This window comes from Streptomyces sp. NPDC059454, assembly GCF_042749965.1.
In the GTDB taxonomy this organism is placed as follows: Bacteria; Actinomycetota; Actinomycetes; order Streptomycetales; family Streptomycetaceae; genus Streptomyces.
In genome coordinates, this window is sequence record NZ_JBHYVC010000056.1 from 6,036 (window position 1) to 29,909 (window position 23,874).

At 72.0% G+C, this 23,874-nt stretch carries 20 protein-coding genes; 13 read left to right on the plus strand and 7 right to left on the minus strand.

Features of this window, described 5'->3' with window-relative positions:
• Positions 1 to 104 precede the first annotated feature (104 nt).
• Entirely contained in the window at positions 105 to 569 is a 465-nt protein-coding gene (locus ACFXAE_RS28420; RefSeq protein ID WP_384719892.1) for an ATP-binding protein, read from the minus strand.
• A 220-nt stretch (positions 570 to 789) separates the two neighbouring features.
• Between ACFXAE_RS28420 and ACFXAE_RS28425 the strand changes: the two genes are divergently transcribed.
• The 9 genes from ACFXAE_RS28425 to ACFXAE_RS28465 all read left to right on the plus strand — a co-directional run bounded on the left by ACFXAE_RS28425 (position 790) and on the right by ACFXAE_RS28465 (position 10,568).
• Positions 790 to 1,587: a hypothetical protein gene (locus ACFXAE_RS28425; RefSeq protein WP_384719894.1), complete on the plus strand. Its 798-nt coding sequence runs from the start codon at positions 790 to 792 to the stop codon at positions 1,585 to 1,587.
• 178 nt (positions 1,588 to 1,765) lie between these two features.
• A complete protein-coding gene (locus ACFXAE_RS28430; RefSeq protein WP_384719896.1) occupies positions 1,766 to 2,521 on the plus strand; it encodes a YcnI family protein in 756 nt (251 codons plus the stop codon).
• A 92-nt stretch (positions 2,522 to 2,613) separates the two neighbouring features.
• Positions 2,614 to 3,270: an SCO family protein gene (locus ACFXAE_RS28435; RefSeq protein WP_384719898.1), complete on the plus strand. Its 657-nt coding sequence runs from the start codon at positions 2,614 to 2,616 to the stop codon at positions 3,268 to 3,270.
• A complete protein-coding gene (locus ACFXAE_RS28440; protein WP_384719900.1) occupies positions 3,267 to 3,716 on the plus strand; it encodes a copper chaperone PCu(A)C in 450 nt (149 codons plus the stop codon). Before ACFXAE_RS28435 ends, ACFXAE_RS28440 begins: the two co-directional genes overlap by 4 nt.
• Before the next feature lie 13 nt (positions 3,717 to 3,729).
• On the plus strand, positions 3,730 to 5,637 hold the full coding sequence (locus ACFXAE_RS28445) for a copper resistance CopC/CopD family protein (RefSeq protein ID WP_384719902.1): 1,908 nt from the start codon (positions 3,730 to 3,732) through the stop codon (positions 5,635 to 5,637).
• A gap of 6 nt (positions 5,638 to 5,643) precedes the next feature.
• The gene (gene efeB / locus ACFXAE_RS28450) at positions 5,644 to 6,930 is read left to right on the plus strand and encodes an iron uptake transporter deferrochelatase/peroxidase subunit (protein WP_384719904.1); all 1,287 of its coding nucleotides are present in this window, start codon (positions 5,644 to 5,646) and stop codon (positions 6,928 to 6,930) included.
• Positions 6,931 to 7,000: 70 nt separating this feature from the next.
• Positions 7,001 to 7,933 carry a prephenate dehydratase gene (pheA, locus tag ACFXAE_RS28455; RefSeq protein ID WP_384719906.1) on the plus strand — a complete coding sequence of 311 codons (933 nt, stop codon included), beginning with the start codon at positions 7,001 to 7,003 and terminating at the stop codon, positions 7,931 to 7,933.
• A gap of 548 nt (positions 7,934 to 8,481) precedes the next feature.
• Positions 8,482 to 9,759: a serine--tRNA ligase gene (gene serS / locus ACFXAE_RS28460; protein WP_384719908.1), complete on the plus strand. Its 1,278-nt coding sequence runs from the start codon at positions 8,482 to 8,484 to the stop codon at positions 9,757 to 9,759.
• Positions 9,756 to 10,568 carry an HAD family hydrolase gene (locus ACFXAE_RS28465; protein WP_384719910.1) on the plus strand — a complete coding sequence of 271 codons (813 nt, stop codon included), beginning with the start codon at positions 9,756 to 9,758 and terminating at the stop codon, positions 10,566 to 10,568. The genes serS and ACFXAE_RS28465 overlap by 4 nt, the downstream gene beginning before the upstream one ends.
• Positions 10,569 to 11,012: 444 nt before the next feature.
• Here the strand turns inward: ACFXAE_RS28465 and ACFXAE_RS28470 are convergent, their stop codons facing one another.
• Genes ACFXAE_RS28470 through ACFXAE_RS28485 form a run of 4 tightly spaced genes read right to left on the minus strand, consistent with a single transcriptional unit; the run spans position 11,013 to position 14,553 of the window.
• Positions 11,013 to 11,732, minus strand: a complete 720-nt coding sequence (locus ACFXAE_RS28470) for an ABC transporter permease subunit (RefSeq protein WP_384719912.1) — start codon at positions 11,730 to 11,732, stop codon at positions 11,013 to 11,015.
• A gap of 10 nt (positions 11,733 to 11,742) precedes the next feature.
• Positions 11,743 to 12,654: an ABC transporter ATP-binding protein gene (locus ACFXAE_RS28475; RefSeq protein WP_384719914.1), complete on the minus strand. Its 912-nt coding sequence runs from the start codon at positions 12,652 to 12,654 to the stop codon at positions 11,743 to 11,745.
• Positions 12,651 to 13,565 (minus strand): ABC transporter permease, encoded by a 915-nt coding sequence (locus ACFXAE_RS28480; RefSeq protein ID WP_384719916.1) that lies wholly within the window; start codon positions 13,563 to 13,565, stop codon positions 12,651 to 12,653. The genes ACFXAE_RS28475 and ACFXAE_RS28480 overlap by 4 nt, the downstream gene beginning before the upstream one ends.
• A complete protein-coding gene (locus ACFXAE_RS28485) occupies positions 13,555 to 14,553 on the minus strand; it encodes an ABC transporter ATP-binding protein (RefSeq protein WP_384719918.1) in 999 nt (332 codons plus the stop codon). Before ACFXAE_RS28485 ends, ACFXAE_RS28480 begins: the two co-directional genes overlap by 11 nt.
• 187 nt (positions 14,554 to 14,740) lie before the next feature.
• On the opposite strand from ACFXAE_RS28485, the gene ACFXAE_RS28490 reads away from it, so the two are divergent.
• From ACFXAE_RS28490 to ACFXAE_RS28505, 4 genes are all read left to right on the plus strand, one after another.
• Positions 14,741 to 16,525 carry an SDR family oxidoreductase gene (locus ACFXAE_RS28490; RefSeq protein ID WP_384719920.1) on the plus strand — a complete coding sequence of 595 codons (1,785 nt, stop codon included), beginning with the start codon at positions 14,741 to 14,743 and terminating at the stop codon, positions 16,523 to 16,525.
• A gap of 147 nt (positions 16,526 to 16,672) precedes the next feature.
• Positions 16,673 to 17,242: an RNA 2'-phosphotransferase gene (locus ACFXAE_RS28495; RefSeq protein WP_384719922.1), complete on the plus strand. Its 570-nt coding sequence runs from the start codon at positions 16,673 to 16,675 to the stop codon at positions 17,240 to 17,242.
• A gap of 42 nt (positions 17,243 to 17,284) precedes the next feature.
• Positions 17,285 to 18,187: an LLM class flavin-dependent oxidoreductase gene (locus ACFXAE_RS28500; RefSeq protein ID WP_384719924.1), complete on the plus strand. Its 903-nt coding sequence runs from the start codon at positions 17,285 to 17,287 to the stop codon at positions 18,185 to 18,187.
• 87 nt (positions 18,188 to 18,274) lie between these two features.
• Positions 18,275 to 19,162 carry an HAD family hydrolase gene (locus ACFXAE_RS28505; RefSeq protein ID WP_384719926.1) on the plus strand — a complete coding sequence of 296 codons (888 nt, stop codon included), beginning with the start codon at positions 18,275 to 18,277 and terminating at the stop codon, positions 19,160 to 19,162.
• 12 nt (positions 19,163 to 19,174) lie between these two features.
• Here ACFXAE_RS28505 and ACFXAE_RS28510 read toward each other — a convergent pair whose 3' ends face one another.
• Both ACFXAE_RS28510 and cydD read right to left on the minus strand, forming a co-directional pair.
• The gene (locus tag ACFXAE_RS28510; RefSeq protein ID WP_384719928.1) at positions 19,175 to 20,227 is read right to left on the minus strand and encodes a M23 family metallopeptidase; all 1,053 of its coding nucleotides are present in this window, start codon (positions 20,225 to 20,227) and stop codon (positions 19,175 to 19,177) included.
• Positions 20,228 to 20,378: 151 nt separating this feature from the next.
• Positions 20,379 to 23,873: a thiol reductant ABC exporter subunit CydD gene (gene cydD / locus ACFXAE_RS28515; protein WP_384719930.1), complete on the minus strand. Its 3,495-nt coding sequence runs from the start codon at positions 23,871 to 23,873 to the stop codon at positions 20,379 to 20,381.
• Position 23,874: the final 1 nt, after the last annotated feature.

Below are 23,874 nucleotides of genomic sequence, written 5' to 3' on the forward strand. Positions count from 1 at the left end.
GCCGGGGCGCCGGGGGGGGCGGCCGGGGGTCGGTGGTTGTCGGCCCCCCTCGTGGGCGGCCCCCACCCCTGTGGTGCGGGGCCCCACCGGCCCCCCCCCCACCGCTACACCGCGACGAGCGGGGCGTTCTCGCGCCACTTGAGTATTTTGTCGAAACTCACCACCGCGCCGCCCCGGCCCGGCTTGTTGCCGATGTGGACGTGGTCGGCGAGCTCCTGGATGAGACACAGGCCCCGTCCGTGCTCGGCGTCGGCCGGCGCGGGACGGGCCGGCCGACGGGAGCGGTTCCCGGTCGCGCCGGGGAAGCCGGGGCCCGCGTCGGTGACCTCGATGCGGCACTTCTCGCCGTCGAGATAGGCGGTCACCCGGAACGCCTCCGAGGTGCCGCCCCGCGCGGTGCCCCCGCCGTGCTCGACCGCGTTGGCGCAGGCCTCGCCGAGGGCGACGGAGAGGTCGTAGGAGATGTCGGGGTCGACGCCCGCGGTCTCCATGGTGCCGAGCAGCAGGCGCCGGGCGAGCGGCACGCTGGCGGCATCGCGCCGCAGATGGAGTGACCACCAGATGCTCATGCTCCAGCCTCCTGGCTGCGGCTCGACATACCGTTACGTATTGCCCTGAGTTCTCGCTCGTAAGCATGGAGTCGACGTGACACCGCCCATATGGCGGGTGTGTCGTGGAACCGACAGGTGTATGTGGGGCGTGCCGTGGCAGATGTGATCTTCCGGTCGTACCTCATCTTGTGGACCTGCCGTACGGCGACCGGTGGGCTGGTGCGATGATGAGCGCGCCATGTCTGCCCCCCACCCGCGCACGATGCGCTCCGGACGAGGACTCCGGATCCTGCGGGCCGCGGTGTTCGCCGCGGTCTGCGTCGTGCTGGCCGGGGCGGGCCACACGCTCGCCTCCTGCGCCGACGTACCGCTGTGGACACTGGGCGCGGGCTTCCTCGGGGTCTTCGCGGTCGCCGCGCCGCTCGCCGGACGCGCCCGGTCGCTGCCGGGAATCGCGGTGCTGCTGGCGTGCGGCCAGACGGCCCTGCACACACTCTTCGGCCTGGGACAGCACGGCACACCCGCCACGGGTTCGTCCTCCGCGCTCTCCGACGCCGCGCTGATCGAGCAGGCCGCGCGGCTGTTGTGCGGGACCACCGCGGCGGGGCTCAGCCCCGCTCGGGCCGAGCGCGTCCTCATCGAGGCGCGGGTCCACCACGCCGGGGCCGCCACCCACGCGGAGGCCGTCGCGGACGCCCCGGCGTCCCTGCTGCCGTCCCTGCCGATGCTGCTCGGCCACGTCCTCGCGGCGCTGGCCGCGGGATGGCTGCTGCGCCGCGGTGACCTGGCCCTGCTGCGGCTGGCCGAACTGTCGGCGCACGGTGTCGTCGAGGGCGCCCTCGTACGGTCCCTCCGCGCGGCGCTCGCCCTGGTGCGTGCCCTGCGCGCCGGGCTCCCGGGAGCACCGGAAGGGGCCCCGCGCATGGCGCGCACCGCGCTGCTCGCCCCGCTCCCACCCCGTGCTGCCGAGCTGCATCACACGGTGATCCGCCGGGGCCCGCCGGCCGCCGTCACCGCACTCGCTCTCGCCGCCTGACGCGAGGCGACCACCACTCCGGGCTTCGACCGAGGAGAGGGGCGCCGGCGTGCGGCACGCGCGCGTGCGGCCGTTCTTGTGTGCGCCCGGCCGTCCTGCCCGAAAGGCTCGTCCGGCCGTACGCGCGGCACGTCCCTCACCGTCAGTGAAACCTCAATCGAAGCGGAGTGCTTCTGCCATGAAGGCTTCCCGTATCGCCGCCGCCGGTGCCGCCGCCGGTGCCGCCGTCCTCGCCGTGTCCACCCCCTGCTTCGCGCACGTCAGTGTGCAGCCGGAGGGTGAGGCCGCGAAGGGCGGCTACGCGGTCGTCGGCTTCAAGGTCCCCAACGAGCGGGACAACGCCTCGACCACCAAGCTCGAGATCACCTTCCCCACGGACCACCCGCTGGCGTCCGTGATGCCGCAGCCGGTCGAGGGCTGGGACGTCAAGGTCACCAAGTCCAAGCTGGACAAGCCGCTCGAGATGCACGGCGAGAAGATCAACGAGGCCGTCTCCAAGGTCACCTGGACCGCCAAGGGCGACGGCATCGAGCCCGGCTTCTTCCAGAAGTTCCCGGTGTCCGTCGGCACACTGCCCGAGGACGCCGACGAACTCGTCTTCAAGGCCCTGCAGACGTACTCCAACAAGGAGGTCGTCCGCTGGATCGAGGTGCCGCAGGAGGGCCAGGAGGAGCCCGAGCACCCTGCCCCCGTGCTCACCCTGTCCGAGGCCTCCGAAGACGGCCACTCGCACGGTGCCGCAGCCGACGACAAGGCCTCCGACGACACCGCGGCGGCCGAGAACGCCTCCGCCCAGACCTCCGCCTCCGACGACGAGGGCGACTCCGGCGGTACGGACACCACCGCCCGCGTCCTGGGCGTCGTCGGCATCGTGGTCGGCGCCGCGGGCGTCGCCTACGGCGTCCTCGCCGGGCGTCGGCGCACCACCGCCTGACCACCTCCCTCCTCTCGACGGCGCGCACCGGGTCGCCCACGGCCCCGTGGCCTCCCGGTGCGCGCCGGAACACCCACCCCTCAGGACCATTCATGCGCAAGAAGACCTTCGCGGCCGCGGCCCTGCTCGCCGTCGCCTCCCTCACCCTGTCCGCCTGCGGCAGCGGAGCCGGCGACAGCGGCAAGCCCGTCGCCGTGGTGTCCGAGGAGGCCGGCGCCCGGAAGGCTGCCACCGTCCTCGACAAGCCGTTCGAGAAGCCGGACCTCGTCCTCACCGACACCCGGGGCAAGGAGTACGACCTCCGCGAGCGGACCGCGGGCAGGCCCACACTGATCTACTTCGGCTACACCCACTGCCCCGACGTCTGCCCGCTGACCATGAACAACCTCGCCGTGGCCAAGAAGCAGCTGCCCCGGGAACAACAGGACGAGCTGCGGATCGTGTTCGTCACCACCGACCCGGAGCGCGACACCTCCGCCGCCCTGGGCACGTGGCTCAAGGGCATCGACTCCCAGGTCGTCGGCCTGACCGGCGACTTCGACACCATCCAGGCCGGTGCCCGCACCCTCGGCATCTCGATCGACCCGCCGCGCAAGGACGACAACGGCAAGACCGTCTCCGACCACGGCACCCAGGTCATCGCCTTCTCCCCGAAGACCGACGGCGGTTACGTCCTCTACGGCGAGGACGCCACCGTCGAGGACTACACCAAGGACCTCCCCAGGATCATCAAGGGCGAGAACCCGTGAGGCGCCCGGCAACCACGGCCCTGATCATCGCCGGGGCGCTGGCCCTGACGGGTTGCGGCGGCCCGGACGACGGCACGGCGGAGCTGTCCGTCGGTTCCGCGTACATGCCGCAGCCGGTCTCCGACATGGCCGCCGGCTTCCTCACCATCACCAACGAGGGCGACTCCGCGGACCGGCTGACCTCGGTCGGCAGCGACGTCGCCGGCCAGATCACCGTGCACGAGACCGTCGACGGGGCCATGCGGGAGGTCGAGGCCCTCGACATCCCGGCCCACGGCAGCCTGGTGCTGGAGAGCGGCGGCAACCACCTGATGTTCGAGCAGCTGAAGCGGAAGCCGAAGCAGGGTCAGAAGGTCACCGTCGAGCTGCGCTTCGACCGGTCCGACCCCGTCACGGTCGAGATCCCGGTGAAGCCGGCCACCTACACCCCGAAGACCGGACACTGAGGGAGACACCCCTGTGACCCAGACCATCGCCCCCCGCGTGCGGACCCTGGTGCTGTTGCTCCTGGCCGTCACCGGCGCGCTCCTCGCCGGAGCCGCTCCCGCCTCCGCGCACGCCGCGCTGACCGGCAGCGACCCCGGGCAGGGGGCGGTGGTCGACACGGCGCCCACCCAGGTCTCGCTCACCTTCTCCGAGCAGATCGCGGTGAGCGACGACGCCGTGCGCGTCCTCGGCCCCAAGGGCGAGCGCGTCGACAAGGGCGCCCCTGCCAACCCCAGCGGCACGACGTACACCGTGCGGCTGCTCAGCGGGCTGCCCGACGGCACGTACACCGTGGCCTACCAGGTGGTGTCCGCGGACAGCCACCCCGTCGCCGGCGCCTTCACCTTCTCCATCGGCGCACCCTCCCAGACCTCCGTTTCGGTCTCCGCGCAGGCCTCCGACGACGGCCTGATCGACTGGCTGTACGGCATCGGCCGCTACGTGTCGTACGCCGGCTTCGTCGTCATGGCCGGCGGGGCCGCCTTCGTGCTCGCCTGCTGGGGGCGCGGTTCCGGGGTGCGGGCGGTACAGCGGCTGGTCGTCTCCGGCTGGCTGGTACTCACCGCGGCCACACTCGCACTGCTGCTCCTGCGCGGCTCCTACACCACCTCCGGCACGGTCGGCGACGTCTTCGACCTGTCGCTGCTCGGGGACGTGCTCCAGACGAAGACCGGCGCGGCGCTGGTGTCCCGGCTGCTGCTGCTCGCCGCGGCGGCCCTGTTCATCGCGGTGCTGTTCGGTGCCTATGACAAACGGGAGGCCGAGGAGAAGCGGGACCTGACCTTCGGCCTGGCGATCGGCGGAACGGTCGTGGCGGCCGGACTCGCCGCCAGCTGGGCCATGTCCGAGCACGCCTCCCAGGGACTCCAGCCCGGCATCGCCATGCCCGTCGACGTGCTCCACCTGCTGGCCGTCGCCGCCTGGCTCGGCGGACTCACCACCCTGCTCGTCGCCCTCTACCGGGCACCCGCCGACACCCCGGTCGACCAGGACGCCGTCCAGCGGTTCTCCCGGCTCGCCTTCGGCAGCGTGGTGACGCTGGTCGTCACCGGCGCCTACCAGAGCTGGCGGCAGCTCGGCTCCTGGTCGGCGTTCACCGACACCCGGTACGGGCAGCTGCTGCTCGCCAAGATCGGGCTCATGGCGGTCCTGGTCGCGATCGCCTCCCTCTCCCGGCGCTGGACGGCACGGCTGGCAACGGCACCGGCCTCGGCCCCGGCGGCGCGCGAGGAGGAGAAGCAGCCGGCGGGGGCGGGCAGAGCCACCGGGGCCGAGAAGGGCGACGCCGCCCGGGCCGCTCAGCTCGCCCGGCAGCGGGCCGCGATGGAGAGCACCCGGCAGAAGCGGCTGCGCGACGCCGACCCCAACCGCTTCGGTCTGCGCCGTTCCGTACTCGCCGAAGCGGGCATCGCTGTCGTCCTGCTCGCCGTCACCACCGTGCTGACGCAGACCGAGCCGGGACGTACGGAGCAGGAGGCCGAGGCGGCCACCTCCACCTCCGCCTCGTCCTCGTCGTCCGCCTCGACCGGCCAGGGCACCGGCGCGGTGACACTGAACATGCCCTTCGACACCGGCGGCGAGAACGGCAAGGGCGTCGTCACGGTCGATCTCGACCCCGCCCGGGCCGGCGACAACACCATGCACGTCTATGTGGAGGGTCCCGACGGCCAGGCCGTCGACATCCCCGAAGTGAAGATCGCCCTCACCCTCTCCGCCCAGGACATCGGGCCACTGCCCGTCGTCCCCGACCACATCACCACCGGCCACTGGTCGGCGAGCGGAGTACAGATCCCCATGACGGGCGACTGGAAGATCGAGGTGACCGTGCGGACCTCCGACATCGACCAGGTGACCGTCTCGAAGAACGCGCAGATCGGCTGAACCACCATGGTTGACCATTCCATCCCGCAGGTCCGGGAACCCGAGTCGCCCCGGGAGGAGCCCCGGGGCCGGACCGCCGGGAACGGCCTCTCCCGACGCCGGCTGCTCGGTACGGCCGGTGCCACCGGACTCGTACTGGGAGCCGCGGGCGGGGCCGTGGGATACGCGTCGGCGCCCGCCGGAGCCACCCCGCTGACGTCGGTGGGCGACAGCCGGGTCGAGTTTCACGTGAAACATCAGCCCGGCATCACCCAGCCGCTCCAGGCCCGCGGCCATCTCATCGCGTTCGACCTCGCCCCCGGAGCCGGACGCAAGGAGGCGGCCGCACTGCTGCGCCGCTGGTCGGACACCGCCCGCCGGCTGATGGCGGGCGAGCCCAGCGCGCAGGACGACACCGGCGTGGCCCGCGACGCCGGCCCCTCCTCACTGACCCTCACCTTCGGCTTCGGCCACAGCTTCTTCGGGCGCACCGGCCTGGAGAAGCAGCGCCCACTCGCCCTGGACCCGCTGCCCGACTTCTCCTCCGACCGCCTCGACAAGGCGCGCAGCAACGGCGACCTGTGGGTGCAGATCGGCGCCGACGACGCCCTCGTGGCCTTCCACGCCCTGCGCGCCGTCCAGAAGGACGCGGGCTCCGCGGCCAAGGTGCGCTGGCAGATGAACGGCTTCAACCGCTCACCCGGCGCCACCGCCCACCCCATGACCGCCCGCAACCTGATGGGCCAGGTCGACGGCACCCGCAACCCCAAGCCCGCCGAACCCGACTTCGACGAGCGGATCTTCGTCCCCGAGAAGAGCGAGCCCGCCTGGATGGCGAACGGCTCCTACGCCGTCGTACGCCGTATCCGCATGCTGCTCGACGACTGGGAGAAGCTGCCGGTCAAGGAGCAGGAGAGCGTCATCGGACGCCGCAAGTCCGACGGGGCACCGCTGTCCGGGGGCGCCGAGACCTCCGAGATGGACCTGGAGAAGACGGATTCCCGGGGCAACCTGGTCGTCCCCGTCAACGCCCACGCGAGGATCACCCGGCCCGACCAGAACGGCGGTGCCGCCATGCTCCGCCGCCCGTTCTCGTACCACGACGGCATCGACGCGGACGGGGCGCCGGACGCCGGGCTGCTGTTCATCTGCTGGCAGGCCGATCCGCTGCGCGGCTTCGTGCCGGTGCAGCGCAAGCTCGACCGGGGCGACGCCCTGACCCCGTTCGTCCGTCACGAGGCGAGCGGACTGTTCGCGGTGCCGGGCGGCGCGGCGGAGGGAGAGTATGTGGGGCAACGACTGCTGGAGGGATGAGAACCGTCCCGCGTCACCCCTGAGCGCTCTTGCCGGGCTGCCGTCGACCGGGGCCCATTAGGGTGAGGTCATGCCAGCGAGCTATGCGTATCTCGGCCCAGAGGGCACCTTCACCGAAGTCGCCCTGCGCACGCTTCCCGAGGCGGCCACCCGTGAGCTGATCCCGTACGTGTCCGTACAGTCCGCGCTCGACGCGGTGCGCGTCGGCGAGGCCGAGGCCGCGTTCGTCCCCATCGAGAATTCCGTCGAGGGCGGCATCACCACCACCCTCGACGAACTGGTCGCGGGCACCCCGCTGATGATCTACCGCGAAGTGCTGCTGTCGATCACCTTCGCACTGCTCGTCCGTCCGGGCACCAAGCTGTCGGACATCAAGACGGTCACCGCCCACCCGGCCGCCCAGCCGCAGGTCCGCAACTGGCTCAGGAGACATCTCCCGGACGCCGTCTGGGAGTCGGCCGCCTCCAACGCGGACGGTGCGCGACTGGTCCAGGAAGGCCGGTACGACGCCGCCTTCGCCGGTGAGTTCGCCGCCGCCCGGTACGGCCTGGAGGCCCTGGAGACGGAGATCCACGACGCGGAGAACGCCCAGACCCGGTTCGTGCTGGTGGGCCGCCCCGCCCGGCCCGCCGCGCCCACGGGCGCCGACAAGACCTCCGTCGTGCTGTGGCAGCGCGACGACCACCCCGGTGGTCTGCGCGACCTGCTGGGCGAGTTCGCCACCCGCGGCATCAACCTGATGCTGCTCCAGTCCCGGCCGACCGGTGCCGGGATCGGCAACTACTGCTTCTGCATCGACGCCGAGGGCCATATCTCGGACCGCCGGATGGCCGAGGCGCTGACGGGGCTCAAGCGGATCTGTCTGCAGGTGCGCTTCCTCGGTTCGTACCCGCGTGCGGACGTACGTCCCGAGGAGGTGCGTCCGCTGTTCCCCGGGACGTCGGACGAGGAGTTCGCGGGGGCGGCGGACTGGGTCGCGCGGTGCCAGGACGGGCGGTTCTGACAGGGCCGGGGAGGACGGGCCAGGTCCTACCTGCTGATTTTCGTTGTCCACAGGAGTTATCCACAGGTCCGCTTCTCCATGTGGGGACAAGTCGACACCGAAGCCGCATCGGGTCGACAAATCGCTCCACAGGGGATGACCTTGTTCATCGTCCCGCGCATCACGCTTCGTCCACCCTTTTCCTTTGGTCAACCCTTTAGGGTGATCCCTTTCCACTCAAAAGTGGGGATGAAGGGGGTTTGCCCTGGGAATCCTCGGCCTTGATCAGGCATTTCGGAGTGATCGATTCCGATGTCCACAGACCTTCCCCACAACCTGTGGATAACTTCCCGAGGGTGGGGATACCTGTGGACAACCGAAGCCCAAGTTCCGTACCGCGCAAGGAATTCCGGTCAACCGGCAGCCCGCGAACTGACCCGTTCCGGGGGGAGCGCCCCATTCATTGACTTTGTGGAACACTTTGCGCAATTGCCCCATAAAGGAGCGCGTGCCGCCGCACCGCAATAGTGGGTCGTGAGGCGTCACCCCGCACCGGTAGCCTTGACCGCGTGATTGACCTTCGCCTGCTTCGTGAGGACCCCGACCGTGTGCGTGCTTCGCAGCGCGCCCGTGGAGAGGACGTCGCGCTCGTCGACGCCCTCCTGTCTGCCGACGAGCGGCGCAGGTCGTCCGGCGTCCGCTTCGACGAGCTGCGCGCCGAGCAGAAGTCGCTCGGCAAGCTCATCCCCAAGGCGGCCGGTGACGAGAAGGCCGAGCTGCTGAAGCGGGCCGGCCGGCTCGCCGCCGACGTCAAGGCGGCCGACGCCGACCGCGACGCCGCGGCGAGCGAGACCCAGGACCTGCTGCTCAAGCTGAGCAACCTCGTCCACCCCGACGTGCCCGTCGGCGGCGAGGAGGACTTCGTCACGCTGGAGAAGCACGGCAGCATCCGTGACTTCGACGCCGAGGGCTTCGCGCCCAAGGACCACCTGGAGCTCGGCCAGCTCCTCGGAGCCATCGACGTCGAGCGCGGCGCCAAGGTCTCGGGCTCCCGCTTCTACTTCCTGACCGGCGTCGGCGCGCTGCTCGAGCTCGCCCTGGTGAACGCCGCGATGGCCCAGGCCACGGCCGCCGGCTTCACGCCGATGCTGACCCCCGCGCTGGTGCGCCCCCAGTCGATGGCGGGCACCGGCTTCCTCGGCCAGGCGTCCCAGGACGTGTACCACCTGGACAAGGACGACCTCTACCTGGTCGGCACGTCCGAGGTGGCGCTGGCCGCGTACCACATGGACGAGATCATCGACGCCGACCGGCTGCCGCTGCGGTACGCGGGCTTCTCGCCCTGCTTCCGCCGCGAGGCCGGTTCGCACGGCAAGGACACCCGGGGCATCTTCCGCGTACACCAGTTCGACAAGGTCGAGATGTTCTCGTATGTCGCCCCGGAGGACTCCCGGGCGGAGCACCAGCGGCTGCTGGAGTGGGAGAAGCAGTGGCTGACCTCGCTGGAGCTGCCGTTCCGGGTGATCGACGTCGCCTCGGGCGACCTGGGTTCCTCGGCCGCGCGCAAGTACGACTGCGAGGCGTGGATCCCGACCCAGGGCAAGTACCGCGAGCTGACCTCGACCTCGGACTGCACCGAGTTCCAGTCGCGCCGGCTGTCGATCCGCGTCCGTGAGGACAAGAAGGTGCGGCCGCTGGCCACGCTCAACGGCACGCTGTGCGCCGTGCCGCGCACGATCGTGGCGATCCTGGAGAACCACCAGCAGGCCGACGGCTCCGTGCGTGTGCCGGAGGTGCTGCGTCCGTACCTGGGCGGCCGGGAGATCCTGGAGCCGGTCACCAAGTGAGCACCGCCCCCGCGACCTTCCCGTACCGGCTCATCGCCACCGACCTCGACGGCACGCTGCTGCGGAACGACCACTCGGTCTCCCGCCGCACCCGTGACGCGCTCGCGGCGGCCACCGCGGCGGGCGCCGCGCACATCGTCGTCACCGGCCGCGCGGTGCCGTGGACCCGCCCGATACTCGACGACCTCGGCTACGAGGGCCTCGCCGTCTGCGGTCAGGGCGCCCAGGTGTACGACGCCGGGACGCACCGCCTGCTGACGTCGGTGACCCTGGACCGGCAGCTGGCCGGGGTGGCGCTGGCCAAGATCGAGGCGGAGGTCGGCCCGCTGCACCTGGCGGCGAGCCGCGACGGTCTGGACGGGGAGGTGCTGGTCGGTCCCGGTTACGAGGTCGTGGGCGGGCTGCCCGCGACGCCGTTCACGGACGCGTCGGACCTGTGGACGGCGCCGCTGAACAAGCTGTACATCCAGCACCCGGCCATGGCCTCGGACGAGCTCGCCGACGCGGCCACCCGCGCGGCGGGCGGGTTCGTCACCGTCACCATGGCGGGCGAGGGCATCGTCGAGCTGCTCCCGCTCGGCCTGTCGAAGGCCACGGGGCTGTCGCTGGCGGCGCGTCGGCTGGGCGTGAAGGCCGCGGAGACGATCGCCTTCGGCGACATGCCGAACGACATCCCGATGTTCGCCTGGGCCGCCCACAGCGTGGCCATGGCCAACGCCCACGAGGGCCTGAAGGCGGTGGCCGACGAGGTGACGGCCTCCAACGAGGAGGACGGCATCGCGGTGGTCCTGGAACGCCTGTCGGCATAGCTGCGGGCAAGTCGTGCCTCCCCCAGTGCTTTAAGGGCCTGGGAGGTGCCCCCAGCGGCACGGATGGGCGGTGGGGGCACCTCCCCGCTCATGGGGTCCCCCCGCTCCAGCGAAGCCGAGAGCGGGGGCACCTCGAAGCGCCGGGTTGCGCAACCCCACCCGCCCCGCCGCAACGAAGCAGGGAGGGGCGGCCCACGCGACAGACTGCGCGTGCTCGAAGCGGCCGCCCCGGACAGCTCCCCGTACGGGCGGACTCAACGGAGCGGTAGGGATGACTCCAGAGTCCGCCGCGGGCTGCCCTGACAGAAGTGGGACGTGCCGTGCATGGACACCGTCCCACTCCTCTCCCAGCAGGTGACGCCGGACTTTCCCGGCGATGCGGACACAACCACTCTGCCCGCCGGGCAAGTCGGACGCCACCGAATAAACCGGCGGGCGAACGCCTCACTCCTCGCCGGCGAGTGTCAGCGAGCGCAGCTTCTGGCCGGCGTACCAGGTGGCCAGCACGGTGACGGTGGCCAGCAGCACCGTCGCGGTCGTCAGGCCCACGTCCGAGGTGACCAGGTCACCGCCGGAGACCTTCTGCGCCACCGCCAGCGACCACTGCTGGACGCTCAGCGTGCGCGCGCCGGGCACCAGGGAGCCGAACAGCGCCTCCCAGACCAGCGCGTAGACCAGCCCGAACACCACCGCGTGCCGCGAGACCGTGCCGAGCAGCAGGAAGAGCGCCGCGTACGCGATGGAGGCGACCAGCGCGGCCACGGTGTAGGCGACGGCGACCTGCTGTCCGTTGCCGTTGAGGATGAAGCCCGCGATCAGGGTCGGCACCGCCGAGAACACCATGGTGACGGCGACGGCGACGATCAGCTTGGTATAGATGATCGTGGGCCGCTTGATCGGCTTGGACAGCAGGTACACCACCGAGCCGTCGTCGATCTCGGGGCCGATGGCTCCGGTTCCGGCGATGACACCGATGATCGGCACCATGGTGGCGAGCGCGAACCCGCCGAGGACGTCGGCCGCGGTCTGGTCGTCGGCGCCGCTGAGGGCGCGCACCGCCAGGGAGATCGCGATCAGCAGCAGGGGCAGCGCGCCCAGGATGAGGGCCCGGCGACGGCCGAGCAGGGCCCGGTAGGTGAGCCGGGCGACTGTGGGGTCGTACATTTTCGGCCTCCTACGCCGCGACGAGATACGAGAAGACGGACTCGAGGGACTCGTCGGACGGCGAGACCGTGAGCAGCCGGATGCCGTGTTCCTTCGCGACCTTCGGCAGCAGGACCGTGAAGCGGCCGAAGTCGACGGCCTGGATGCGCAGCGCGCCCTCGGCGTGGTCGACCTCGATGCCGGACGTCGACGGGTCGGCGATCAGCGCGGCCGCGAGGGCGCGGTCGTCGCTGGAGCGCACCAGGTAGCGGTGCGGGCGGTCCGTCATCAGGCGGCGGATCCTGCGGAAGTCACCGCTGGCCGCGTGCCGGCCGGCGACGACGACCTCGATGTGCCAGGCGAGCTGCTCGACCTCTTCGAGGATGTGGGAGGAGAACAGCACGGTGCGGCCCTCGTCGCCCATGCGCCGCAGCAGGTCCATCAGCTGCATGCGCTGGCGCGGGTCCATGCCGTTGAAGGGCTCGTCGAGGAGGAGCAGCGACGGCTGGTGGACCAGCGCGGACGCCATCTTCACGCGCTGACGCATGCCCTTGGAGTACGTGGAGATCTTGCGGTCCTGCGCGTACTCCATCTCGACCGTGGCCAGTGCCTGCTGGGCGGCCTTGGCGCCCAGGCCGTGGAGTTCGGCGTTGGCGAGGACGAATTCGCGGCCGGTGAGGAAGTCGTACATCGCCTCGCGTTCGGGGACGATGCCGATGTGCCGGTAGACGGCCTCGTTGCGCCACACCTGCTGTCCGTCGAGGGTGACGGTGCCGGTGGAGGGGGCGAGGAAGCCGCCCATCATGTTGATGAGGGTGGACTTTCCGGCGCCGTTGGGGCCGAGGAGTCCGGTGACGCCGGGGCCGATGGTCATGGTGATGTCGTTGACGGCGACCACGTTGCCGAACCAGCGGGAGACGTGGTCGATGCTGAGCGTGGTCACAGTCCTACCTTCTTGTAGCGACGCACCAGGAGGCCGTAGCTGCCGGTGATCAGACCGAGGGTGAACAGGACGTAGACGACGCCCTCGGCGTTGCTCGGGCCGATTCCGCCGGGGAAGGCGGAGGTCGCGCCCAGGAAGGCGGACTGCACACCGTCGATGAGGGTGATCGGCGAGAACAGGCCGATCCAGGCGATGGCGTCGCCGCTGCTCTGGACGTCCGCGATCGCCTGGAGGGTGGAGACCGCGCCGTAGGAGATGGTCAGTACGGCGATGACGGCCGCGATGCCGAAGCCGCGGCGCGGGGTGACCGAGGCGATGACCAGGCCGATGCCGGCGAAGAGCAGCGAGAGCAGTGCCACGGAGACGAGTCCCTGCGCGAATCCCTTGGTCTGGTCAGTGAAGTCGAGCTTGGCCAGCAGCGCGCCGACGTACAGCACCAGCAGGGGGGCGGCGGTGAGGATGAACAGGGCCGACGCCAGCGCGGCGAACTTGGCGCGTACGTAGTCGGCGGTCTCGATGGGCCGCGAGAAGTACAGCGGTACGGTCTTGAAGCGCAGGTCGCGCGAGACGGACTGAGGGGCCTGCGAGGCGATGTACAGGCTGATGACGGCCTGCATGACGATCGCATAGCGCGTGTAGTCGAGGGGCAGTTCCTTGGCCTTGGTGGCGACGGCGACGGCCACCATGATGGCGGCGGGCACGCACATCACCACGAACAGCAGCATCGGCAGCACCTTGGACTTCACCGAGCGGCCGAGGCCGTAGGAGCCGCGCAGGGACTGCGAGTACAGCGAGAGCCTGGCGTAGGAGCGGCCGAGGCGGGGGCCGTCGTAGGAGCGGTAGCCGATGTTGTGGATACGGGTGTCACCCGTTGCAGTGGCTGGTGTCTGCATGGACTGCTCAGTTGCCATGGCCGACCGCCTCCTTCCGCTGCTCGTAGCTGTTCTTGTCGCTGTTTTCGGCGCTGTTCGTGAAGACCTCGGAGATGTGGTGCCGGCGCTGTTCCATGCGCACCAGACCGAGGCCGAGGTCGGCGATGACGTCCCGGACCAGGTCGTAGGTGTCCTCGCCCTGTGCGGTGAGCAGCAGGATGTGTCCGGCGCCCGGCAGTCCGCTGCCGTCCTCGACGCCCATCCCGCGCGCGTGGAGCGCGTCGCGCACCGCGCGGGTGCCGTCCGGGTGCTCGTCGGTGTCGGTGACCTCGATCGCGAGGGTCGTGGTGGTCTGGGTGAAGTCCGTGGTGGAGCTGGAGCGCAGCAGCTTGCCGCCGTCGACGACGACGACGTGGTCGCAGGTGCGCTCCAGTTCGCCCAGCAGGTGGGAGGTGACCAGGACCGAGATGCCGAAGTCGGTGTGGATGCGGCGGATCAGGCCGAGCATCTCGTCGCGGCCGACCGGGTCGAGGCCGTTGGTGGGCTCGTCCAGGAAGACCAGCTGGGGGTCGTGCACGAGGGCCTGCGCGAGCTTCACCCGCTGCTTCATGCCGGTGGAGTAGCCGCCGATGGGCCGGTAGCGCTCCTCGTACAGGCCGACGTGGCGCAGGGTGTCCGCGGTGCGCTCCCGCGCGGCGGTGGGCGGCAGGCCGGACATGCGCGCCATGTGGACGACGAACTCGGTGGCCGAGACGTCCGGCGGCAGGCAGTCGTGCTCCGGCATGTAGCCGACCCGTTCGCGGATGGCGGCGCCCTCGGTGGCGACATCGAGGCCGAGCACTTCGGCGCGGCCCTCGGTGGCGGGGGACAGACCCAGCAGGATCTTGATCAGTGTGGACTTGCCGGCTCCATTGGCTCCGACGAGTCCGGTCACACCGGGCCCGACGTCCACGGAGAGCCGGTCAAGAGCGGTCACCCGGGGGAACCGCTTGCTCAGGCTTTCGGTCGCGATCACAGTCACGTCCATGACAGTAGTGACCCGTACCACTGCGGTCGTCAGACCGGAGAGCCGTCTTGGGGTCCGTCTGGAGTCGTACGGGCCCGTAGGGGGTTCTCCTCCCGGGGAGTTATCCACAGCCGGCGGCCCGCCCTTGACGGGACTCCGGCCGACTGCGAGATTCGCCCGTGTCACGTTACGGACACGTAGCGCAGTCATGACCGCAGGGGGTGACGGCTTGTCGGGGACGGTGTGGGCGGGGGCGCGGGAGCGCCGGGTGCGTACGGGCGGGGTCGAGCTGTGTGTGGCCGAGCTGGGTGAGCGCGGGCGGCCGACGGTCGTCCTGGTGCACGGTTATCCGGACAGCAAGGAGGTGTGGTCCGAGGTCGCGTCCCGGCTCGCCGGGCGTTTCCACGTCGTGGCGTACGACGTCCGGGGCCACGGCCGGTCCACGGCGCCGCGTCCGCTGCGCGGCGGGTTCACCCTGGAGAAGCTGACCGACGACTTCCTGGCCGTCGCCGACGCGGTCAGCCCGGGCCGGCCGGTGCATCTGGTGGGGCACGACTGGGGTTCGGTGCAGTCCTGGGAGTTCGTCACGGTCGGACGCACCGCGGGGCGGATCGCCTCCTTCACGTCGATGTCGGGGCCGTCGCTCGACCACTTCGGGCACTGGATCAACCGCCGCCTGAAGCGGCCCACCCCGCGCCGGATCGGCCAGTTGCTGGGCCAGGGCGCCAAGTCCTGGTACGTGTACCTGCTGCACACCCCCGTGCTGCCCGAGCTCGCCTGGCGCGGCCCGTTGGGCAGGCGCTGGCCGCGGATCCTGGAGCGCGTCGAGAAGGTGCCCGGCGGCGGTTACCCGACCTCGTCCCTGCCGTCGGACGCGGCGCACGGGGCGTGGCTCTACCGGGACAATGTGCGGCCCAGGCTGCGCAGCCCGCGTGCCGACGCCTACGCGCACGCGCCCGTGCAGCTCATCACGCCGTTGGGGGACGCGTTCCTCTCGGAGCGGCTCCACGACGAGCTGGAGCTGTGGGCGCCGCAACTGACCCGGCGGACGTTGCCGGCCCGGCACTGGGTGCCGCGCACCCGCCCCGACCTGCTGGCGACGTGGATCGGTGAGTTCGTGGCGTCCGTGGAGGACGGCCGGCCGGAGGTGACGGCTCCGGGCCGGTACGCCGACCGCTTCGGCGGGCAACTGGTCCTGGTCACGGGGGCGGGCAGCGGTATCGGGCGGGCGACCGCGCTCGCGTTCGCGGAGGCGGGCGCGCGCGTGCTGGCGGTCGACCGGGACGCGGCGGCCGCGTCCCGTACCGCGGGGGAGGCCCGCGGTCGCGGAGCGGCTGCGGCCTGGGCGGAGACGGTGGACGTGTCCGACGAGCCGGCCATGGAGAAGCTCGCCGAGCGGGTCACCACGGAGTACGGCGTGGTGGACGTCCTGGTGAACAACGCCGGCATCGGGTTGGGCGGCTCCTTCTTCGACACCACCCCGGAGGACTGGAAGAAGGTCCTCGACGTCAATCTGTGGGGGGTGATCCACGGCTGTCGGCTTTTCGGGCGGCGGATGGCCGAGCGCGGACAGGGCGGCCACATCGTCAACGTCGCCTCGGCGGCGGCGTTCCAGCCGTCCAGGATGCTGCCCGCCTACAGCACGTCCAAGGCGGCGGTGCTGATGCTGAGCGAGTGCCTGCGGGCGGAGCTGGCGGGCCGGGACATCGGCGTGACGGCGGTGTGCCCCGGGTTCGTGAACACCCCCATCACCTCCACCGCGCGCTTCGCGGGCGTGGACGCCGAGGAGGAGCGGCGGCTGCGGAAGCGGGCGGCACGCCTGTACGGGCTGCGCGACTACCCGCCGGAGAAGGTCGCCGCCGCGATCCTGCGGGCGGTGGTGCGTGACGAGGCGGTGGTGCCGGTCACTCCGGAGGCGCGGGCCGCGTATGCGCTGTCGCGGTGGGTGCCGGGGGCGCTGCGGAGGATCGCGCGGGTGAAGCCGCCGTGGTGAGGGCGGTCCGGGTGAGGCCGGTCGATGTGAGGCCGGTTGTCCACAGCAGACGTCAATTCCCCTGTGGATAACCACACTTGGCTGTGGATCAAACCTCCGAAGGTAAATCGATCGCGTGATGCGCGTCTCTCCCGGCAGTCTGAGCGGATGGATGAAAGACGCACCGTGAAGGTGTCGAAGTACCTCGCCAAGCATCTGCGTCATCAGCCCGAGAGGATCGGGCTCACCCTCGACGAGGGCGGCTGGGTCGAGATCGGCACGCTGATCGCCGCGGCGTCCGCGCACGGCTTCCGGTTCACCCGGGAGGAACTGGACCACGTCGTCGCCGTCAACGACAAGCGGCGCTTCGCCGTCGAGGGCACCCGGATCCGCGCCAGCCAGGGCCACAGCGTCGAGGTCGACCTCGGGCTGGCACCGGCCGTCCCGCCGCCGTACCTGTACCACGGCACCGTCGCCCGCAGCCTGGAGGCGATCCGCGCCGAGGGGCTGCGTCCCATGAACCGGCACGACGTGCACCTCTCCGCCGACCGCGAGACGGCGACCCGCGTCGGCGCCCGCCGGGGACGCCCGGTCGTGCTGTCCGTGGACGCGGCCGCCATGCACCGGGACGGCCATGTCTTCCACGTGAGCGCGAACGGCGTGTGGCTGACCCGGGTCGTACCGAGCCGGTACCTGCGGTTTCCCGCGAGCCACCGAGGCGGAACGCCGACGGCCTGACCGTTTCACGTGAAACACGGCCCGCCGCATAGGCTCGGTGGTATGACTCTGCGCCTGAGCACCGTGATCCTCCCGTACCGCCGCTGGCACGAGGGCAGCCGTTCGGCGTGGGTGCGCGCCGAGGAACTCGGCTTCCACACGGGGTACACCTACGACCATCTGTCCTGGCGCAGTTTCCGGGACGGCCCCTGGTTCGGCGCCGTTCCCACCCTGACCGCCGCCGCGGCCGTGACCGACCGGATGCGGCTGGGCACACTGGTGACCTCGCCGAACTTCCGGCACCCGGTGACCCTCGCCAAGGAGCTCATCTCCCTCGACGACATCTCCGGCGGGCGGGTCACGCTCGGGATCGGCGCGGGCGGCACCGGCTTCGATGCCACGGCGCTCGGCCAGGAGCCCTGGACACCTCGCGAGCGCGCCGACCGCTTCGCCGAGTTCGTGTCCCTGCTCGACCGGCTGCTCACCGAGGACTCGGTGTCGTACGAGGGCGACTTCTACGCGGCGCACGAGGCGCGCAACATCCCGGGCTGTGTGCAGCGGCCCCGGCTGCCGTTCGCCGTGGCGGCCACAGGACCGCGCGGGCTGCGGCTCGCGGCACGTCACGGGCAGGCCTGGGTGACCACGGGAGACCCCCGGCTGTACGAGGACGGCACCCCCGAACAGTCGGTTCAGGCCATGCGCGGCCAGGCGGAGAAGCTGGCCGACGCCTGCGCCGAGCTCGGCCGGGACGTGACCGGGCTGGACAAGATCCTGCTCACCGGATTCACCCCGGACCGGGGCCGCCCACTGGAGTCCCTGGACGCCTTCGTCGACTTCGCGGGCCGCCACGCCGAGCTGGGATTCACCGAGATCGTGATCCACTGGCCCGTCCCCGACTCGGACTTCGCCGCGGACCAGAAGGTCTTCGAACGGATCGCCATGGAGGCGCCTGCGCAGCTGCGGTGATCCCGGCTGTCCCAGGGTGCGGGAAAGACCGCTGGTGACGACGGTAACCACTCAGATGTGCGGAGTCCCGCACGGTCGTGCGGGCATATGCGGGACAATGGCCGGGTGACCTCAGCGACCCGACAGCCCGAGACCCAGGCAGCCACCACTCGACCGCGGCTCATCGCCACCGACCTCGACGGCACCCTGCTGCGCGACGACAAGTCGGTGTCCCCTCGCACCGTCGCCGCGCTCGCCGCCGCCGAGGAGGCGGGCGTCGAGGTCTTCTTCGTCACCGGCCGCCCGGCCCGCTGGATGGACGTCGTCAGCGACCACGTCCACGGCCACGGCCTCGCCATCTGCGGCAACGGCGCGGCCGTCGTCGACCTGCACGGAGGACCCGGCGCGCACCGCTTCGTGAAGGTGCGCGAGCTGCCCCGGAAGAACGCGCTGGACGCCGTACGGCTGCTGCGCGAGGCCGCGCCGGGCACGGTGTACGCCGTGGAGCAGACCTTCGGCTTCAACCAGGAGCCGGCGTACCCGAAGCTGCACATGGAGATCCCGGACACGCTCGCTCCCGCCGAGGACCTGCTGGCCGCGGACTCCCCCACCGCCGGCGAGCCGGTGCTCAAAATCCTCGCCCACCACCCCGAGCTCGACCCCGACGCCTTCCTGACCCTGGCCCGGCTCGCCGTCGGCGACCGTGCCAACGTCACCCGCTCCAGCCCCAGCGCCCTGCTGGAGATCAGCGGCCCCGAGGTGTCCAAGGCCAGCACGCTCGCCCTGTGCTGCGCCGAGCGGGGCATCTCGCACGAGGAGGTCGTCGCCTTCGGTGACATGCCGAACGACGTCGAGATGCTGACCTGGGCCGGCCGTTCCTACGCGATGGGCAACGCCCACCCGGACGTGATCGCCGCCGCCTCGGGCCGCACGGTCGCCAACAACGACGACGGGGTGGCCGTGGTGATCGAGCGGCTGCTGAACGAGCGGCCGTAACCGCTCAGGAGCTCAGAGCGACACCCCGTGCCGCGCCAGCCACGACACGGGGTCCACCGCCGACCCCGCCTCCGGCGTGACCCGCACCTCGAAGTGCAGATGCGGGCCGGTGGAGTTACCGCTGGTGCCGGACTGGCCGATCCACTGCCCGGGCGCCACCCGGTCCCCCTGGTCGACGGCGACGGCGGCGAGATGGGCGTACTGCGTGTAGTAGCCGCCCGCGTGCCGGAGCACGATCTCGATGCCGAAGGCTCCCCCGCAGGACACCTTCACCACCCTCCCGGAGCCCACGGCCCGCACCGGCGTGCCGATCGGCACCGCGAGGTCCTGCCCGGTGTGCCGGTTCGCCCACCGGGTGCCGCCGCTGCCGTAGGAGGCGGACAGTTCGTACGTCTCCACCGGCGCCACCCAGTGGGTGGTGAACCGCGTCCGAGGCTGGTCGAGGCGGACCGCGCCGCGGCAGGCGCCGGCCGCGACGGAGGCGTCCGCCTGGCCCTGCAGCTTCCACCGCGCCGCTTCGAGCTTCCGCTCGATGCCCTGCTGCAGGGCGACGAGTTCCGTGTTCTGCTTCTCCAGCCTCTTCCACGCCGCCGCGGCCTTCGCCTCGTCGCGGGCGAGCCGGGCCTCGGCCCGTTCACTCCTGTCGATCGCCTTGTCGAGCGACACCTCCGCCTGCCGCACCGCCCGCTGACCACGCATCAGCTCTTCGGGATCATCGGCGAGCAGCATGTGCGCGGTGAGCGGCAGCCCGCCGCCGTCCCGGTACTGGGAGCTCGCGATCCGGCCCAGGTCCTCGTGCAGCCCGGTCATCTCCCGCCGCTCGCGGTCGAGCCGCTCCTCCAGCCGCTGTGCCCTGGCCCGCTGCTCCTCGGCCTCGCGCCGGCCGGCCTCGTACCGCTCCGTCGCCGCCGCCGCTTCCTCGTACAGCCGCGCCACTTCCGCACCGATGCCGGACGCGGAGCCGTGGCCGGGGGCGTGGGGGCCGTCGGCGGGCCGGGCGGCGAGCACGGCGAGCGCGCACAGCAGCACGGCGGTGAGCAGCGGATGACGGCGGGTGAAGCGCATGACTGCGATCCTGGACCCTGCCCCGGAGCACGGTCCTGTTCACGTCGTACACATGGGGGACCACCCGGCCCCGTACGGACCAGCGATACCGCCGAACAGCCGTCTTCCCCTCCCTGCTTGACGCCACGTCACGCGAGGGGCGTCCACCGGGCTAGCGTGCCGCCACCAGGAGCCCGGCCTGCTCCTCCCGGCGCGCCATGGCCCGCAACGGACCCGCTACGGCCACCAGTTCGGCGTACGGCCCGCGCTGCACCACCCGTCCCTCGTCCAGCACGACGACCTCGTCCACCGCCTCCAGGCCGGCCAGCCGGTGGGTGATGAGCAGCGTCGTACGGCCCTCGGTGGCGGCCAGCAGGTCGGCGGTGAGCGCGTCGGCGGTCGGCAGGTCGAGGTGTTCGGCGGGTTCGTCCAGCACCAGCACGGGGAAGTCCGCGAGCAGCGCCCGGGCGAGCGCCAGCCGCTGCCGCTGCCCGCCGGACAGCCGCGCCCCGTGCTCGCCGACGAACGTGTCGAGCCCCTCGGGCAGGCCGTCGGCCCACTCCAGCAGCCGGGCCCGGCCAAGAGCGTCGCGCAGCTCGTCCTCGGTCGCGTCCTTCCTGGCGAGCAGCAGGTTCTCCCGTACCGAGCTGTTGAAGAGGTGCGCGTCCTGCGCGCACAGTCCGACCAGCCGCCGTACGTCGTCGCCGTCCAGGGCGTACGCGTCCACCCCGGCCAGTGTGTAGGAGCCCGCGCCCGGGTCCAGGAACCGCAGCAGCGTCTGCGCGAGGGTCGTCTTGCCCGACCCGGAGGGGCCGACCACCGCGACGCGGCGGCCCCGCTCGAGCGTCAGGTCCACCCCGGCGAGCGCGTCCCGGTCCTGCCCTGGGTGCCGGGCGGCCAGCCCCTTGACCACCAGCGGGAACGGCGACGCGGGCGCCTGCCGGGGCGTCTCCGGCTCCCGTACGGGAGCCGGGGCGTCCAGGACCTCGTACACGCGCTCGGCGCTGCGGCGCACCCGCTGCCGGTACTGCACGGCGAGCGGCATCCCGAGGACGGCCTCGAACGCGGCCAGCGGGGTGAGGACGACCACGGCGAGGGCCACACCGTCCAGCCGGCCGGTGGCCACGGCCTGGGCGCCGACGAGGGCGGCGGCCGCGACGGTCAGTCCGGAGATCAGTGCGGTGAGCCCGTCGCCGAGCGCGGTGGCGGTGGCGGCGCGCGAGGCGATCCGGGTGAGCGTGCCGTCGGCCCGGCGCGTCTCCGCGGTCCGCGCGGGCAGGGCGCCGGCCACGGTCAGCTCCGCGGTGCCGGTGAGCAGATCGGTCACCCGGGTCGCGAGGACGCCACGCGCCGGTGCCAGCCTGCGTTCCGCGCGACGGGCCACGGCGCCGGTGAGCAGGGGCACACCGGCGCCCGCCGCGAGCAGCCCGGCCGCGAGCACGGCTCCGGCCTCGGGCAGCAGCCAGGCGGTGAAGCCGACGGACAGGGCGGAGACGGCGACGGCCGCACCGGCCGGCAGCAGCCAGCGCAGCCAGTAGTCCTGGAGCGCGTCCACGTCGGAGACCAGCCGGGAGAGCAGGTCGCCCCGGCGGGCGCCGCGCAGTCCGGCGGGTGCCAGCCGCTCAAGGCGCCGGTACACCGCGACGCGGGTGTCGGCCAGCATGCGCAGCACGGCGTCGTGCGACACGAGCCGCTCGGCGTAACGGAACACGGCCCGGCCGATGCCGAAGGCGCGGGTCGCCGTCACGGCCACCATCAGATACAGCACGGGCGGCTGCTGCGAGGCCCGGGAGATGAGCCACCCGGAGGTCGCCATGAGCCCGACGGCGCTGCCCAGGGCGAGGGTGCCGAGCAGCAGCGCGAGGGTGATCCTCCCCCGCCGGGCGCCGGACAGGGCACGGACGCGGGCGAGGACACCGCCCGGAACCGGTCCCCGGTCCTCGTGCTCGGCGGGCCCGCTGTCCGGTACGGGGGCCGTTTCGCCGGCCGTCGCGGTGTGGACCTCTCGGCGCGGGGACTCCCCGGGGGCCGCGGGAGCCGGTTCGGCGAGTCGCACCACCCGGTCCGCCACGGCCAGCAACGCCGGCCGGTGCACCACGAGCAGCACCGTCCGGCCGGCGGCCAGCCGCCGTACCGCCGCCACGACATCGGCCTCGGTGGCGCCGTCCAGCGCCGCCGTCGGCTCGTCGAGCAGCAGGACGGGCCGGTCCGCGAGGAAGGCGCGGGCCAGTGCGAGCCGCTGCCGCTGCCCGGCCGACAGTCCCGCTCCGTCCTCGCCCAGCACGGCCTGGGCGCCGTCGGGCAGCGCGTCCACGAACTCCAGTGCCCCGGCGTCCCGCAGGGCGCGCCGCACGGCGTCGTCGTCCGCGTCGGGCCGGGCCAGCCGTACGTTCTCGGTGATCGTCCCGGCGTACAGATGCGGCCGCTGCGGCACCCAGGCGACGCGGCCGTGCCACTCGGCGAGGTCGAGTCCGCCGAGATCGGCTCCCCCGATCCGCACCCGGCCCCCGGTGGGGCGGACGAACCCGAGCAGCACGTTCAGCAGGGTCGACTTGCCCGAGCCGCTCGGTCCGACGAGCGCCACCGTCTCCCCGGGGGCGACGGTGAAGGACACGTCCGTCACCGCGTCCGTGGACCGGTCCGGATAGCGGACCGTCACGTCCTCGAAGGCGAGGACGCCCGTCGGCACCGCCGCCGTCCCCGGCACGGGCACCGGCGTCTCCAGTACCGAGAAGATCTCCTCGGCCGCCCCGAGGCCCTCCGCGGCCGCGTGGTACTGGGCACCGACCTGCCGCAGCGGCAGATAGGCCTCGGGCGCCAGGATCAGGACGATCAGGCCGGTGTAGAGGTCCATCTCGCCGTACACGAGCCGCATGCCGATCGTCACCGCGACCAGTGCCACCGAGAGCGTGGCGAGCAGTTCCAGCGCGAAGGAGGAGATGAAGGCGATCCGCAGCGTCCGCATGGTCGCCCGCCGGTACTCGGCGGTGATCCGGCGGATGGACTCCGCCTGGGCCTTGGCCCGTCCGAAGACCTTCAGCGTCGGCAGTCCGGCGACGACGTCCAGGAAGTGGCCGGACAGCCGGGACAGCACCAGCCACTGGCGGTCCATCCGGGACTGGGTGGCCCAGCCGATCAGCACCATGAAGACCGGGATGAGCGGCAGGGTGCCCACGATGATCGCCGCCGAGACCCACTCCTCGGTGACGATCCGCGCCAGCACCGCCACCGGGACGACCACCGCGAGCCCCAGCTGGGGGAGGTAGCGCGAGAAGTAGCCGTCGAGGGCGTCGATCCCCCGGGTGGCCAGGGCGACCAGCGATCCGGTGCGCTGACCGTCCAGCCATCCCGGCCCCAGCGCCGTCGCCCGCTCCAGCAACCGCTCCCGCAGCTCCGACTTCACCGCGGCGCTCGCCCGGTGCGCGGCCAGCTCGGTCAGCCAGCCGACCAGACCGCGGCCGGCCGCCACGCCGACGAGAAGCAGCAGGGGAGTGCCGAGTTCACCGACGGACAGTCCGTCCTGGAACGCGCCCACCACGATCTCGGCGATGAGCATGGCCTGGGCGATGACCAGCACCGCGCCGACGGCGCCCAGGCCGACGACCGCCACCAGGAAGCCACGGGTGGCGCGGGCGTACCGGAGAAGACGCGGGTCGATCGGTTTCACG